This is a genomic window from Aminobacter anthyllidis (assembly GCF_018555685.1).
Taxonomy (GTDB): domain Bacteria; phylum Pseudomonadota; class Alphaproteobacteria; order Rhizobiales; family Rhizobiaceae; genus Aminobacter; species Aminobacter anthyllidis.
On sequence record NZ_JAFLWW010000010.1, the window covers coordinates 48,017 to 62,551 of the forward strand.

9 protein-coding genes are annotated in these 14,535 nt (G+C 65.6%); all 9 read left to right on the forward strand.

Annotated features, from left to right (window positions below):
• The first annotated feature begins 2 nt into the window (after positions 1-2).
• The 9 genes from J1C56_RS26460 to addA all read left to right on the forward strand — a co-directional run bounded on the left by J1C56_RS26460 (position 3) and on the right by addA (position 14,511).
• Positions 3-449 carry an HPr kinase/phosphorylase gene (locus tag J1C56_RS26460; RefSeq protein ID WP_338001508.1) on the forward strand — a complete coding sequence of 149 codons (447 nt, stop codon included), beginning with the start codon at positions 3-5 and terminating at the stop codon, positions 447-449.
• A 162-nt stretch (positions 450-611) separates the two neighbouring features.
• On the forward strand, positions 612-1,013 hold the full coding sequence (locus tag J1C56_RS26465; RefSeq protein WP_115729998.1) for a PTS sugar transporter subunit IIA: 402 nt from the start codon (positions 612-614) through the stop codon (positions 1,011-1,013).
• The gene (locus J1C56_RS26470) at positions 1,010-1,312 is read left to right on the forward strand and encodes an HPr family phosphocarrier protein (RefSeq protein WP_214392992.1); all 303 of its coding nucleotides are present in this window, start codon (positions 1,010-1,012) and stop codon (positions 1,310-1,312) included. The genes J1C56_RS26465 and J1C56_RS26470 overlap by 4 nt, the downstream gene beginning before the upstream one ends.
• A gap of 150 nt (positions 1,313-1,462) precedes the next feature.
• On the forward strand, positions 1,463-2,863 hold the full coding sequence (gene ahcY, locus J1C56_RS26475) for an adenosylhomocysteinase (protein ID WP_214392993.1): 1,401 nt from the start codon (positions 1,463-1,465) through the stop codon (positions 2,861-2,863).
• Between the two features lie 195 nt (positions 2,864-3,058).
• Positions 3,059-5,608 (forward strand): ATP-binding protein, encoded by a 2,550-nt coding sequence (locus tag J1C56_RS26480; protein ID WP_214392994.1) that lies wholly within the window; start codon positions 3,059-3,061, stop codon positions 5,606-5,608.
• A 5-nt stretch (positions 5,609-5,613) separates the two neighbouring features.
• Positions 5,614-7,125 carry a tRNA (adenosine(37)-N6)-threonylcarbamoyltransferase complex ATPase subunit type 1 TsaE gene (tsaE, locus tag J1C56_RS26485; protein WP_214392995.1) on the forward strand — a complete coding sequence of 504 codons (1,512 nt, stop codon included), beginning with the start codon at positions 5,614-5,616 and terminating at the stop codon, positions 7,123-7,125.
• Positions 7,122-7,856 (forward strand): nucleotidyltransferase family protein, encoded by a 735-nt coding sequence (locus tag J1C56_RS26490; protein ID WP_246591975.1) that lies wholly within the window; start codon positions 7,122-7,124, stop codon positions 7,854-7,856. The genes tsaE and J1C56_RS26490 overlap by 4 nt, the downstream gene beginning before the upstream one ends.
• Complete coding sequence (gene addB / locus J1C56_RS26495) at positions 7,853-10,978, forward strand: double-strand break repair protein AddB (RefSeq protein ID WP_214392996.1); 3,126 nt, start codon at positions 7,853-7,855, stop codon at positions 10,976-10,978. The genes J1C56_RS26490 and addB overlap by 4 nt, the downstream gene beginning before the upstream one ends.
• Positions 10,975-14,511: a double-strand break repair helicase AddA gene (gene addA, locus J1C56_RS26500; RefSeq protein WP_214392997.1), complete on the forward strand. Its 3,537-nt coding sequence runs from the start codon at positions 10,975-10,977 to the stop codon at positions 14,509-14,511. Before addB ends, addA begins: the two co-directional genes overlap by 4 nt.
• Positions 14,512-14,535: the final 24 nt, after the last annotated feature.

Below are 14,535 nucleotides of genomic sequence, written 5' to 3' on the forward strand. Positions count from 1 at the left end.
CCGTGCAGCCGTTCAACATGCATGCAACGGCGATCGTGCTCGGCGAGCGCGGTGTGCTGGTGGCCGGTCCGTCAGGTTCGGGCAAGACCGCGCTGGCCTTGGCGCTGGTTGAAAAGTTCCGCGCGGCCGGCCGTTTCGCCAGGCTCGTGTCGGACGATCAGGTGTTCCTTTCTGCCTATCAAGGAAGGCTCGTCTGCCACGCCCCATCGACGATTGCCGGCCTTGTGGAAGTCCGGGGGTTGGGCCCCGTCCCTGCCGAACATGAGGCTGCGTCCGCAGTCGACCTGCTTGTCAGGCTTGTTCCGTCCAAAGAGGTCGAGCGATTTCCCGAGCCGGCAAGTGAGCTTCTTCTGGGTTGTGGCGTGCCCATGCTGATGCTCGCGGAGCGCGAAACTGCTGCGGCCATGCCCGCCGTCCTCGCCTCGCTTGGTGCCTCGTTCCTGGCCTGAAGCTGCCCAACATTTTTGCTGCATTGCGTCAAAATGGCATGTCGTGCCGTAAATTGGGGCTTGTAAACGCCCTCGCCGTCGACAAGATAGCGCTCCCGCCCCCAAGGAGGCGGCAAAAATACTGCGCGGCTGTGAAAGGGCCATGACGGGAGCCATGACAGAATGATCGGACTCGTGCTTGTGACGCACGGTCAACTGGCTGAGGAGTTCCGCCATGCCGTGGAACACGTCGTCGGACCGCAGGAGAATTTCGAGACCGTCTCAATCGGTGCCGATGACGATATGGCGCAGCGCCGCAGCGACATCATCAATGCCGTTGCCCGTGCCGACACCGGCACCGGCGTTGTCGTGTTGACCGACATGTTCGGCGGTACGCCGTCGAACCTCGCCATCTCGGTGATGGAAGCCGGCCGTGTCGAGGTCATCGCCGGCATGAACCTGCCGATGCTGATCAAGCTGACCAGCGTGCGCAAGGCCGACAACATGCCGGGCGCCCTCGACGAGGCGCAGGCCGCGGGCCGCAAATATATCAATGTGGCAAGCCAGGTGCTGAGCGGCAAATGAGCGGCATGCCCTACTCGCCCGAGAAGGGCCACGTCGTCCGCGACCTCGCCATCGTCAACCAGCGCGGGCTGCACGCGCGCGCTTCGGCCAAGTTTGTCCAGATCGCAGGCGAATTCCAGGCCTCCATCAGCGTCGAGAAAGACGGCATCTCGGTCGGCGGCACGTCGATCATGGGCCTGATGATGCTAGCCGCCAGCCCCGGCTGCACGATCCGGGTGACCGCGAGCGGCCCCGAGGCCGACCAGGCGATGGAAGCGCTTGCGACGCTCGTTGCCGCGCGCTTCGGCGAGGAGTGCTGATCGCCGCGCATCTGCCTGGTGACATGCACGAATAAAGATTTCTTTATGTCCCATTGTCGATGACGGCCTGATCTGGTAGTCAGGCCGATCTTTAGCGCGCCCTTTCAAGCCTCCCGCTCGGCGCGCAGTAAACAGGAATCGGAGCAAGCCATGACGGGTAGCAAGGATTATCTGGTCGCCGACATTTCGCTCGCCGGCTGGGGTCGCAAGGAAATCGAGATCGCCGAAACCGAAATGCCGGGCCTGATGGCCTGCCGCGAGGAGTTCGGTGAAGCAAAGCCGCTCAAGGGCGCGCGCATTTCCGGCTCGCTGCACATGACCATCCAGACCGCCGTGCTGATCGAGACGCTGAAGGAACTCGGCGCCGACATCCGCTGGGCCTCGTGCAACATCTTCTCGACGCAGGACCACGCTGCCGCGGCAATCGCCGAAGCCGGCATCCCGGTCTTCGCCGTCAAGGGCGAGACGCTTGAGGAGTACTGGCAGTACACCGACCAGATATTCCAGTGGACCGACGGCGGTGCCACCAACATGATCCTCGATGATGGCGGCGACGCCACCATGTACATTCTGATCGGCGCCCGCGCCGAAGCTGGCGAGGACGTGCTGTCCAATCCGGGCAGTGAAGAGGAAGAGATCCTGTTCGCCCAGATCAAGAAGCGCATGGCGGAGACACCAGGCTTCTTCGCCAAGCACAAGGCCGCCATCCGTGGCGTCACCGAAGAGACCACGACCGGCGTCAACCGTCTCTATCAGCTGCAGAAGAAGGGCCTGCTGCCCTTCCCTGCGATCAACGTCAACGACTCGGTCACCAAGTCGAAGTTCGACAACAAGTATGGCTGCAAGGAATCGCTGGTCGACGGCATCCGCCGCGGCACCGACGTCATGATGGCCGGCAAGGTTGCCGTCGTCTGCGGTTACGGCGACGTCGGCAAGGGCTCGGCAGCCTCGCTCCAGGGCGCTGGCGCCCGCGTCAAGGTCACCGAAGTCGATCCGATCTGCGCGCTGCAGGCGGCCATGGACGGCTTTGAAGTCGTTACGCTGGAAGACGCTGCTCCCAACGCCGACATCGTCATCACCACGACCGGCAACAAGGACGTCATCACCCTCGACCACATGCGCCTGATGAAGGACATGGTCATCGTCGGCAACATCGGCCACTTCGACAACGAGATCCAGGTCGCGGCTCTGCGCAACCTGAAGTGGACCAACGTCAAGCCGCAGGTCGACATGATCACCTTCCCGGATGGCAAGCGCATGCTGCTGCTGTCGGAAGGCCGTCTGCTCAACCTCGGCAACGCGACCGGCCATCCGAGCTTCGTCATGTCGGCGTCGTTCACCAACCAGACGCTGGCCCAGATCGAACTCTGGACCAAGCCTGGCCAGTACAAGAACGAGGTCTATGTGCTGCCCAAGCACCTCGACGAGAAGGTCGCGCGCCTGCATCTCGACAAGCTCGGTGCCAGGCTGACCACGCTGAGCGACGAACAGGCCTCTTATATCGGCGTTACGCCGAAGGGTCCATTCAAGCCGGAACACTACCGCTATTAACCATAGCGAATAAACATACCACATGTTGAAGCCGGGCGATTGACTTTCGCCCGGCTTCTCTTTTTGAGCAATCGCCTTCTTCACGGCGATTCGCCTACCGGGTATTGTGACGTGATTCGTCACGCGCCCGTCCTCGGCGGGATTTTGGGGCGCTTCAGGGCGGTCTTGCATTCAGGCGGCGGAGAGGAACAAGACATGCCGGGGGAATACCCGCTTCCAGCGGGACAGGCCGTTTCCGGCGGCCACCAGGATTCGCAGATGGCCCGTTCCAGCGGCAGGTGGCAGACCATGCGTCGGCTCGGCGGCCGCGCCGCTGTCGTCCTGCTTGGCGCTACCGCTCTTTGCGCGCCTTTCGGCTTCGCCCATGCCCAGCAGGCGGCCGTTGCCAGCCTGCCCGTGAGCACCGCCGAAGTCATCCAGCTTGCCATGTTCGTCGGCGTCATGGGCGCCGCGCTGATCTCCGCCATCGCGCTGATCCGCGAAAAAGGGCGCATTGGCGCCGAGAACGCCGAACTGCGGGGCCGCGTCGCCGATCTCAATGCATCGCTGCAGCGCTCCGAGGCCCTGCTCAATCTGCGCGACCAGCGCGTCATCGTCTGGGCCAACGAGAACAAGAAGCCGGAGCTTGTCGGTTCGCTGCCGCTCGAGACAGGAGCGCCTGATGACCGCGCCGCCTTCCTCGGCTTCGGCCGCTGGCTGATGCCGCGTTCGGCCGCGGCGCTCGAAAACGCCATCGCCGCGTTGCGCGACAAGGGAACCGCCTTCGAGCTGATCGCCGAGACCCATGCCAACGCCGCGCTCGAGGTCCACGGCCGCAAGAGCGGCGCGCATGTCATTGTCCGCTTCGTTTCGATTTCCGAGGCGCAGCGCGGCCAGGCACGGCTGAAGCTCGAAAACCAGCGCCTCAGCGCTGAATACGAGACGCTGATCGGCCTGATGGATGCCATCGACATGCCGTTCTGGATGCGCGATGGCGACGGCCGCCTGAAATGGGTCAACAAGGCCTTCGCGAAGGCCGTTGAGGCAGTGGACTCATCAGCCGCCATCCGCGACGGCAAGGAGTTCCTCGGCACCCAGTCCCGCGAAGCGATCGCCCAGCAGCATCAGCTGCGGCCTCTGTTCCAGCAGACGCTTTCGACAGTCATCGACGGCGACCGCAAGATGTTTGCCGTCACCGACATTGTCGGCAAGGAAGGCTCCGCCGGCATCGCCGCCGACATGAGTGCCGCCGAAGCCATCCGCGAGGAATATAGCCTGGTCGTGCGCAGCCACGCCGACACGCTCGACCAGGTCGCCACCGCAGTCGCCACCTTCGACGCCGGCCAGAAGCTGCGGTTCTACAACAACGCCTTCCAGAAGCTCTGGGACCTCGACGCCGGCTACATCTCGAGCGCCCCCGACAACGCGCTGCTGCTTGATCGCCTGCGCAGCGAACGCAAGTTGCCCGAGCAGCAGGAATGGCGCCGCTGGAAGGAAAACCTGCTTTCGGCCTATCGCGCCGTCGATCCGCAGGAGCATCTCTGGCACTTGCCAGATGGCCGCACCATCCGAGTCGTTGCCAACCCGCAGCCCAAGGGCGGCGTGACCTGGGTGTTCGAGAACCTGACCGAAAGGATCGATCTCGAAAGCCGCTACACCACCGCCGTGCGGGTGCAGGGCGAAACCCTCGATAATCTCGCCGAAGGCGTCGTCGTCTTCGGACCCGACGGCCGCATCCGCCTGTTCAATCCGGCTTTCGGCCAGTTGTGGGGCGTTTCGCCTGAAGCGCTGCGGCAGAGCACGCATATCTCTGCCATCCGCGCCGAATGCGACACGCGCGCCGACAAAAGTCCGTGGGGGGATTTCGTCTCCGCTGTCACCGGCTTCGATGAGCGCAGCGACCGCCATGGCCAGACTGAGCTCAAGAACGGCTCGGTGCTGCAGCATGCCGTCATTCACCTGCCCAATGGCCAGGTGATGCTGACCTTTGTCGACGTCACCGACAGCGTCAATGTCGAGCGCGCGCTGAAGGACAAGAACGAGGCGCTGCGGCGCGCCGACCAGATCAAGAACGAGTTCGTCCAGCACGTGTCCTACGAGCTGCGCTCGCCGCTGACCAACATCATCGGCTTCACCGAGCTGTTGTCGCTGCCCGGCACCGGACCGCTGTCGCCGCGCCAGCGCGAATATGTCGAACATATCGGCTCGTCGTCGGGCGTGCTGTTGACCATCGTCAACGACATCCTTGACCTCGCCACTGTCGACGCCGGCATCATGCAGCTCGACATATCGGAAGTTCACGTCGACCGCGCCATTGAGGCGGCGGCCGAGCTTGTGGCCGACCGGCTGGAGGAGCACTCGATCAAGCTCGCCATCGAGGTCAAAAGCGCGCCCAAGAGCTTCAACGGCGACGAGACCCGCGTGCGCCAGATCCTCTACAATCTGCTCAGCAATGCCGTGAACTACGCGCCCGCCGCGAGCACCATCACGCTTGCCTGCCGCCAGCTTGCCGAAGGTGTCGAATTCTCCGTCCATGACGACGGTCCCGGCATGCCGCCGGAAGTGCTCGACACGATGTTCCAGCGCTTCGAATCCCGCGTCAATGGCGGCCGCAAGCGCGGCGCCGGCCTCGGCCTGTCGATCGTCAAGAGCTTCGTCGAACTGCATGGCGGTTCGGTCCGCATCGACAGCGGCAAGGACCGCGGCACCACGGTCATCTGCCTCTTCCCTGACGTGCCCGCCGGCGTCCGGGTCGCGGCGGAGTAGGCCCTTTGACGACGGCCAGATCGCTGGAGCTGTTCCTCCCCGACGATGTCGCGACGACGCGGCTGGGCGAGGATCTGGCGCTGGCGCTGAAGGCCGGCGACGTACTTCTGCTCGACGGCGATCTCGGGGCCGGCAAGACCACCTTGGCGCGCGGCCTGATCCGCGCGCTGGCCGGCGACCCCGCCCATGAAGTGCCGAGCCCGACCTTCACGCTGGTGCAGAGCTACGACACGCCGCTGCCCGTCCATCATTTCGATCTCTATCGCCTGTCTTCGCCCGACGAGCTGGAAGAACTCGGCTTCGACGAGGCGATCGGCTCGGGCGTCGCGCTGGTCGAATGGCCGCAACGCGCCGCCGATGCCATGCCTGCTACCAGCTTGCGCATTGCACTCGACCACGAGGGTGAAGGCCGCCGGGTGACGATCACTGGCACGGGTACAACCTTCGACCGTGTCGCACGTTCGCTCGCCATGCGCGAATTTCTCGCTGCTTGTGGCTGGGGCGAGGCCCGCCGCGCCCGTTTCGTCGGCGATGCGTCGGCCCGCGCCTACGAGACTGTCACGCGCGACCGCAGCAAACCGCTGGTGCTGATGAACTCGCCAAGGCTGGTCCTCGGTCCACCAGTGCGCGACGGCAAGCCTTATGCCGAGATCGCTCATACCGCCCAGTCGGTGGTGGCCTTCGTTGGCATCGACCGCGCGCTTGCCGCCGGTGGCGTTTCGGTGCCCGGTATCGTCGCCCAGGATCTCGACCGGGGCTTTCTTCTGCTCGAACATCTCGGCACCGGTGCCTTCCTCGATCCCGATGGCCGGCCTATCGCCGAGCGATATGCAGCCGCCGCCGAGCTCCTGGCAATGATTCACGGGAAACATTGGAACGACCGGCTCGAGGCAGCGCCCGGTGTCGTCCATCACGTCCCGCCCTTCGATCGCGATGCGCTGATGATCGAGGTCGACCTGCTTGTCGACTGGTACGTGCCGGCTGTCACAGGCGCGCCGCCATCCGATGCCCTGCGCGACGGCTACCATGCCGCCTGGAACACTGTTTTTGGTCGCCTCGCCGACAAGCAATATGGCCTCGTCCTGCGCGATTACCATTCGCCCAACATCATCTGGCGCGGTGATCGTCAGGGCCATGACCGGCTCGGCATCGTCGATTTCCAGGACGCGCTGATCGGCCCGGTCGCCTATGACGTGGCGTCGCTTGCCATGGACGCGCGGGTGACGGTGCCGGAAGACATCGAGCGCGGCACTGTCGATGCCTATGTTGCCGCTCGCCATGCCGCAGGCAGCTTCGATGAAGCGGAGTTCCGCGAGGCCTACGCCATCATGGCGGCGCAGCGGAATTCGAAGATTCTCGGCATCTTCGTCCGCCTCGACCGGCGTGACGGCAAGCCGCAATATCTCCAGCACCTGCCGCGCATCCGCGATTATCTCGGCCGTGCGCTCGCCCATCCGGCGCTCGCCGACTTGCGCGATTTCTACCGGAAAAATCGCCTGCTCGAGGAATTCGCATGAGCGCTGCGAACATCCCATCCGCCGCCATGGTTCTGGCCGCCGGCCTCGGCAAGCGCATGCGCCCGATCACCGACACGATCCCCAAGCCTCTGGTGCCCATCGCCGGCAAGACTCTGCTCGACTGGGGCCTCGACAGCCTCGCCGAGGTTGGCGTCGAACAGGCCGTGGTCAACGTCCACTACCTGCCCGACCAGATCGTCGAGCACGTCGCCAGCCGTCACGCGCCAAGCATCGAAATCTCCGACGAGCGTGACGGGCTCCTCGACTCCGCCGGCGGCATCGTCAGGGCGCTGCCCCAGCTAGGCACGGCACCGTTCTACATCATCAACGCCGATACGTTCTGGATCGACGAGGGTGTGCCGAACCTGACCCGCCTCGCCCTTGCCTGGGACGGTGCGCGCATGGATATTCTACTGATGTTGGCGGATCTCAACCAGGCGACAGGCCATTCCGGCAGCACCGATTTTCTCGTCGCGCCAGATGGCCGGCTGAGTCGTGCCAAGGGTGCGCCAGAGGGCCTGATCTACGCGGGTGCTGCGATCATCCACCCACGCATCTTCAAGGACGCGCCGGTTGGACCGGCATCGCTCAACCGCTATTTCGACCAGGCCATTTCGGCCGGGCGCCTGTTCGGCATGCAAATGCACGGCAGCTGGATCACCGTCGGCACGCCGGACGCCATCGCACCCGCAGAGGCCGCGGTCAAAAGGGCATTGGCGAAAGCATCATGAGCGGCCGCGCGTCGCCACGCGTTTTCTCCATCCCGCCCGGCTCTCCCTTTCTGCCGACATTGGCGGGCGCGCTGCTCGACGGCCGGTTGATCCCTGATTTCAGCTATTCCGGCGATCCGCTGGCGCTCGCCGACGTCACCATCTACGTGCCGACCCGCCGTGCGGCCCGCGCCCTGCGCGGTGTCTTCGTCGATGCCGCCGGAGGTGCTTCGGCCATCCTGCCGGTCATCAAGCCGCTCGGCGAGTTCGACGAGGATGAGGCGGCGTTCGAGGACGAGGGTGGCGGTGCGCTCGACCTGGCCCCGCCGGTTTCCGCCACGGACCGCCTGCTCCTGCTGGCGCCCCTTGTGCGCGCCTGGAAGCGTCGTCTGCCCGCCCATGTCGCCGCCCTGTTCGAAGAAGAGATCGTCGTGCCCGCCTCGTCGGCCGATGCTATCTGGCTGGCGCGCGATCTCGCCGGGCTGATGGACGAGATTGAAACGGAAGGTTCCGACTGGTCGCGGCTGGCCGGGCTCGTGTCAGGCGAATTGTCAGGCTGGTGGCAGGTCACGCTTGACTTCCTCTCCATCGTCACCAGTGCCTGGCCCGAAATGCTGAAGGAGTGCGGCCAGTCCAATCCCGCCGCCCACCGCAGCGCGCTGATCCGGTTGGAGGCCGAGCGGCTGAGGCGCAACCCGCCCGCGGGTCCCGTGATCGCCGCAGGCTCCACCGGCTCGATTCCGGCGACCGCCGAACTGCTGGCCGCGATTGCGCGCCTGCCGCGCGGCGCCGTGGTGCTGCCGGGGCTGGACGCCACGCTCGACGAGCGCGCCTACGAGACAATCACTGAAATCGGCGCCAGGGCCTCGGTGCTCGGCCACCCGCAATATGGCCTTGCCAAACTGATCGGCAAGATCGGAATAGTGCGCGGCGACATCGAGGAACTGGCCACACCGCCGCAGGCAATGGTGCGCCGCGCCGCCATCGTCGGGGAAGCAATGCGCCCGGCCGAAACCACTGACGCCTGGGCCGACAAGCGCGGCGAAGCCGATGACGGCGAAATCGCGCAGGCATTGGCCGATGTCACCTTGCTCGAAGCAGCGCATGAGCGCGACGAGGCGGCTGCGATTGCCATCGCCTTGCGCCAGGCCGTCGCCGTGCCGGGCCATCGTGCCGCTTTGGTAACCGGCGACCGCAATCTGGCGCGCCGCGTCGCTTCCGAGCTCCGCCGCTTCGGCATCCAGGCCGACGATTCCGGCGGCATGCCGCTCGCCAACACGCCACCCGCGGCCCTGTTGCGCACCATGCTCGACGCCGCCTTCCGTCCCGGCGATCCGGTTGCGGTTCTGTCGCTGCTCAAGCATCCGCTTTTGCGGCTTGGTCGGGAACGAACGGCGGTTCGGCGCGCGGCCGAGACGATCGAACTCGTCGTGCTCCGCGGTGGCGTCGGCCGGCCCGATATCGCCGAGCTCGCCGAAGGCTTCGACGGCAGGATGACCGACGTCGCTGGCGGCTCGCGAAAGCCGTTCTGGTTCGACCGCATCACCGTGCGCCGCATCGAAGAAGCCCGCGACATCGCGACGAGGCTTGTTGCCGGCCTCGCGCCTCTGTTTGCCTTCCGCGGCGATGCGTCGGTTGAACTTTCAGCGATTGTTCGCGCCACCGTCGAAGCGCTCGAAAATATCGGCCGTGACGAACATGGCGGCCTCGGCACGCTCTATGACGGCGATGCCGGTGCCAAGCTTGCGGAAGCGCTGCGCTCGCTCGTGGCCACCCAGGCGTCGTTCACCTTCGCCGCCGACGAATGGCCTGACGTCATGGACGCCCTGGTGGCGCCTGAGGCAGTCAAGCCAGCGCAGGGCGCCGATCGCGCCATCGCGATCTGGGGTGCGCTCGAAGCCCGCCTTCAGACCGTCGACACGCTGGTCATCGGCGGGCTCAACGAGGGCAGCTGGCCGCGCAAGGCGGAGGCCGACCGCTTCATGTCGCGGGTCATGAAATCGGGCATCGACCTCGAGCCGCCGGAGCGCCGCATCGGCCTCGCCGCACATGATTTCCAGATGGCGATGGGCGCGAAGAACGTCGTTCTGTCGCGCTCGGCGCGTTCGGGCGATGCCCCTGCCGTTCCTTCGCGCTGGCTGCAGCGGCTGCTGACCTATGTCGGACGGGACCATGCCGCGGTCCTGCGCAAGCGCGGCGAAAAGCTGTTGCATTGGGCCCGCGCCCTCGATGCCGGCCAGAAGACCGATTTCGCCGCCCGCCCCGAACCGAAGCCGCCGCTGGCGGCCCGGCCGCGCCGTTTCAGCATCACCGAGATCGAGACGTTGCGTCGCGACCCCTACGCCGTTTATGCCCGGCGCATCCTTGGCCTGTCGGCGATCGATCCGCTGGTGCGCGATCCAGGTGCCGCCGAGCGTGGCACGCTGTTCCACGACATCCTGCATCTGTTTTCTTCGACCATCGTCGACCCGCGCGCGCCCAATGCGCTCGACGCCCTGATCGCCGCCGGCCGCCACTGCTTTGCCGAAGCAGCCTTGCCCGCCGATGTCGAGGCCGTCTGGTGGCCGCGCTTCGCGCGGCTGGCGGTCAATATATTGGAATGGGAACGCAGCCGCGCCGACGCCGTTGCCAGCCGCCACGCTGAAGAAGGGGCCTCGGCCATGGAGGTCGGCCTCACCGGCATAACCCTTTCGGGACGTGCCGACCGCGTCGACGTTCTCGCCGGCGGCATGGCCGACATCCTCGACTACAAGACTGGCTCGTCGCCGTCCAAGGCGCAGGCACATACGCTGATCTCGCCGCAACTGGCGCTCGAAGGCGCCCTTCTCCGCCGCGGCGCCTTCCGCGAACTTGGCAAGCGCGAGCCCTCGCAGCTCGCTTTCGTCAGGCTGAAACCCAATGGCGAGGTGTTCGAGGAATCGATCCTCGAGCATAACAGGAAGCCGAAATCGGCCATCGAACTATCCGAAGAAGCCTGGGAGCGGTTGGAACAGCTTTTGCTGCACTACAATGATCCGACCACCGGTTATCTCTCGCGTGCCCTGCCCTTCCGTGAAGGCGAGACCGACGGCGATTACGATCATCTCGCCCGCGTGCTCGAATGGTCGGCCGGCGGTGACGGCGGCGCGGAGGGCGAGGAATGAAAAAGGCATTCTCCGTCCCGACCGAAACCGCCGAACGCCAGACGCGCGCATCCGATCCCGCAAATTCGGTCTGGGTGTCGGCCAATGCCGGCTCGGGCAAGACGCATGTGCTGTCCCAGCGCGTGATGCGGCTTCTGCTGCGCGGGACCGATCCATCGAAGATCCTGTGCCTGACCTATACGCGCGCTGCCGCCGCCAACATGTCGAACCGCGTCTTCGCCAATCTGTCGGAATGGACAATGCTGCCGGACGCCGAACTGGCCGAGCGCATCACGGCTCTCGACGGCGTCCGACCCGATGCGGCCAAGCTGCGCCGTGCCAGGCGGCTGTTCGCCGAGGCGTTGGAGACGCCCGGCGGGCTGAAGATCCAGACCATCCACGCCTTCTGCGAGTCGGTGCTGCATCAGTTCCCGCTCGAGGCCAACATCGCGGCCCATTTCGAGATGCTCGACTCGCAGATGGAAGCGACGCTGTTCGCCACCGCACGGCGCGATATGGTCACCGGCGCAGGCGAGCATAATCCGGAACTGGCCGAGGCCTTCGCCAAGGTGCTGGAGCGCGGTGGCGAAGCCGGCCTCGATGCGCTGCTCGCCGAGATCGTGCGCAAGCGCGATGGCCTTCGCGCCTTCATCGCCCAGGTCCAGGACTTTTCCTGGCCGTTCGGTGCGCTCTACGAGGAGTTCGGCTTTTCGCCTGACGACAGCGCCGAAGCCATCGCCGCTTCGATCTGGCCGCTATCAGGTTTCGAGCCGGCTTTCTTCAACGCCTTCGCTGCTGCCGCTGAAGCGACCGACGCGCGCAGCGTGCTCAACAACATCCTGCCCTACGCGCGCCTTGCTTACGCCGAAGCCGATCCGATCCGCCGTTTGTCGCTTCTGACCGATGCCTTTCTCAAGGCCGATGGCGACCCCTACAACCCTTCCAGCGCCTTCAAGAAGGCGCTGCTCGACCGGCTGCCCGATCTGCCCGAACGCTACGCGGCGACGGCAACCGCCATCATCGACGCTGCCGACCGGCTCGCCCATTTCCGCATGCTGGAGGCGACCTGTGCTGCCCTCACCATCGCCGACTGGCTGATCGCCCGCTACGAGCGGCTGAAGACCGGCCGCGGCTTCCTCGACTTCAACGACCTGATCACCCGCACCGTCAACCTTTTGGCGCGGCCCGACGCCGGGCCATGGGTGCAATACAAGCTCGACAAGGGCATCGACCACATCCTGCTCGACGAGGCGCAGGACACCAGTCCCAACCAATGGGAAGTGGTGAAGCGGCTGGCCGAAGAATTCTTTTCCGGCTTCAGCGCCCGCGACAACGTCCATCGCACGGTCTTCGCCGTCGGCGACGAAAAGCAGTCGATCTATTCGTTCCAAGGCGCGGCACCCGAATCCTTCGACAACTCCAAGCACGAATTCGCCGGCCGCATCCGTGACGCCAATGCGCGTTTCGAGGACGTCACGCTGACCTGGTCGTTCCGCTCGACCGACGATGTGCTCTCGGCCGTCGACCGCGTCTTCGAGGACACCAGCGTGCGTCGTGGCGTCACCCGCGCGCCCGAACCGCCGAGCCACAAGGCGATCCGCGCCGGTGCTGCAGGTTATGCCGAAGTCTGGCCCTCGGTCGGTGCCGATGCCGTGGACGAGCCCGACGATTGGCGCAAGCCCATCGACCACGCCCATGCGCCCGCCGTGGTCGTCGCCGAACAGGTCGCGGCCACCATCCGCAAATGGCTCGACGAGCGCGAAGTCATCGAAGGCACCGGCAAGCGTCTGCGCGCCGGTGACGTCATGGTTCTGGTGCGCAAGCGCGACCGCTTCGTCCACGCGCTGTCGCGCGCGCTGAAGCGGCGCGACATTCCCGTTGCCGGTGCCGACCGGTTGAGCCTGCCCGGCCATATCGCCGTCAAGGACCTGATCGCGCTCGGACGTTTCCTGATCCAGCCGGAGGATGATCTGTCGCTGGCGGCAGTCCTGCGCAGCCCAGTCTTCGGCCTGTCGGAAGACGCGCTGTTTGCGCTTGCTGCGGGGCGTGGCGCCGGGCGATCGCTGATCGCCTCCCTGCGCGACCACGCGGAAACCGACTCAGGCTTCAAGGCGGTTGCGGACCAGCTTGAAGCCTGGGCGACCGAGGCGGCATTCCGGCCGATCTTCGAGTTCTATTCAGGCGTTTTGTCCGGCGGTCGTGGCCGCGACGGCGTGCGCAAGAAGATGATCTCCCGCCTCGGCCAGGAGGCCGGCGACATCCTCGACGAGTTCCTGAATTTCTGCCTGGTCGAGGAGCGTACCGGCCTGCCCGGCCTGGAATCCTTCCTGTCGACGCTCGAAAACGCCGGCCCCGAGATCAAGCGTGAGATGGACCAGACGCGCGACGAGGTTCGTATCATGACCGTGCACGCGGCCAAGGGCCTCGAGGCGCCGGTGGTGTTCCTGGTTGACAGCGGCTCTGCCCCGTTCAGCGACCAGCACCTGCCGCGCCTGATGCCGTTCGTCCCTCGGGAGCGGCACTGGCAGGGCAAGGGCTATCTCTGGCGCGCCGGCGCCGATGTCGCCAACGCCTTCTCCAAGGGCGCCAGCGCGCTGGCCAAGGACCTCGCTGACGACGAGTACCGCCGGCTGCTTTATGTCGGCATGACGCGCGCCGAGGACCGGTTGATCGTCTGCGGCTATCATGGCAAGCGCCAGCCGGGCCTCAACACCTGGCATTCCATCGTCAGCCGCGCGCTGTCGGTGGCGCCCGAAAGCGAGGAGCGCAGCCATCCCGTCATATCAGACAGGATCGTCCACCGTTTCCGCGTCACCCCATTGCCCCGCACCCCACTCTCGACGGCGGAGGCGGACGCCGGCGAACGATCGGTGGTCGAGCCCTTGCCGGAAAACCTCTACGCCGCGCCGCCGCCCTTCGAGGACCTGCCGCGGCCGCTGTCACCGTCGGGCGCATCTGCTCTTATCGACGAAACGCGCGAACCGTTGATCTCCGGACGCTCGCCGGTGCTCGACACTGAGCTTGAGCCAGGCTTTGCCATCGCGCGCGGCTTGGCGCTTCACCGCCTGCTGCAGATGCTGCCGCGCCTTGTCAGGGAGGATCGCATGGCTGCCGCCGAGCGCTATCTCGCCCGTGTCGGGCAGGACTGGCAGCCGCTCGACCGGTCCGCCGCGGTTGCCTCGGTGCTCGCCATCCTCGACGACCCGTATTTCCAGCCGCTGTTTTCGCCGGCCTCACGGGCCGAAATTTCGGTCATGGGCAGTCTCAACGTGCGTGGCAAGCCGCGCTCGGTGTCGGGCAAGATCGACAGGCTGGCGGTCACCGATAACGAGGTTTTGATCGTCGACTACAAGACCAACAGCACGCCGCCCAAGTCCTTCGAAGAGGTGCCGCAGGCCTATGTCGTGCAGCTTGCGCTCTACCGCGCCCTGCTTCAGCCGCTCTATCCCGGCAAGGCTGTTTCGGCTGCACTTTTGTTCACCGAAGCGCCCAGGCTGATCCCTGTTCCGGTCGAGGCAATGGCGCATGCCCTTGCTCGACTCACCGAGGCGTGACACAAGAACTGCTTGAACCAGGGG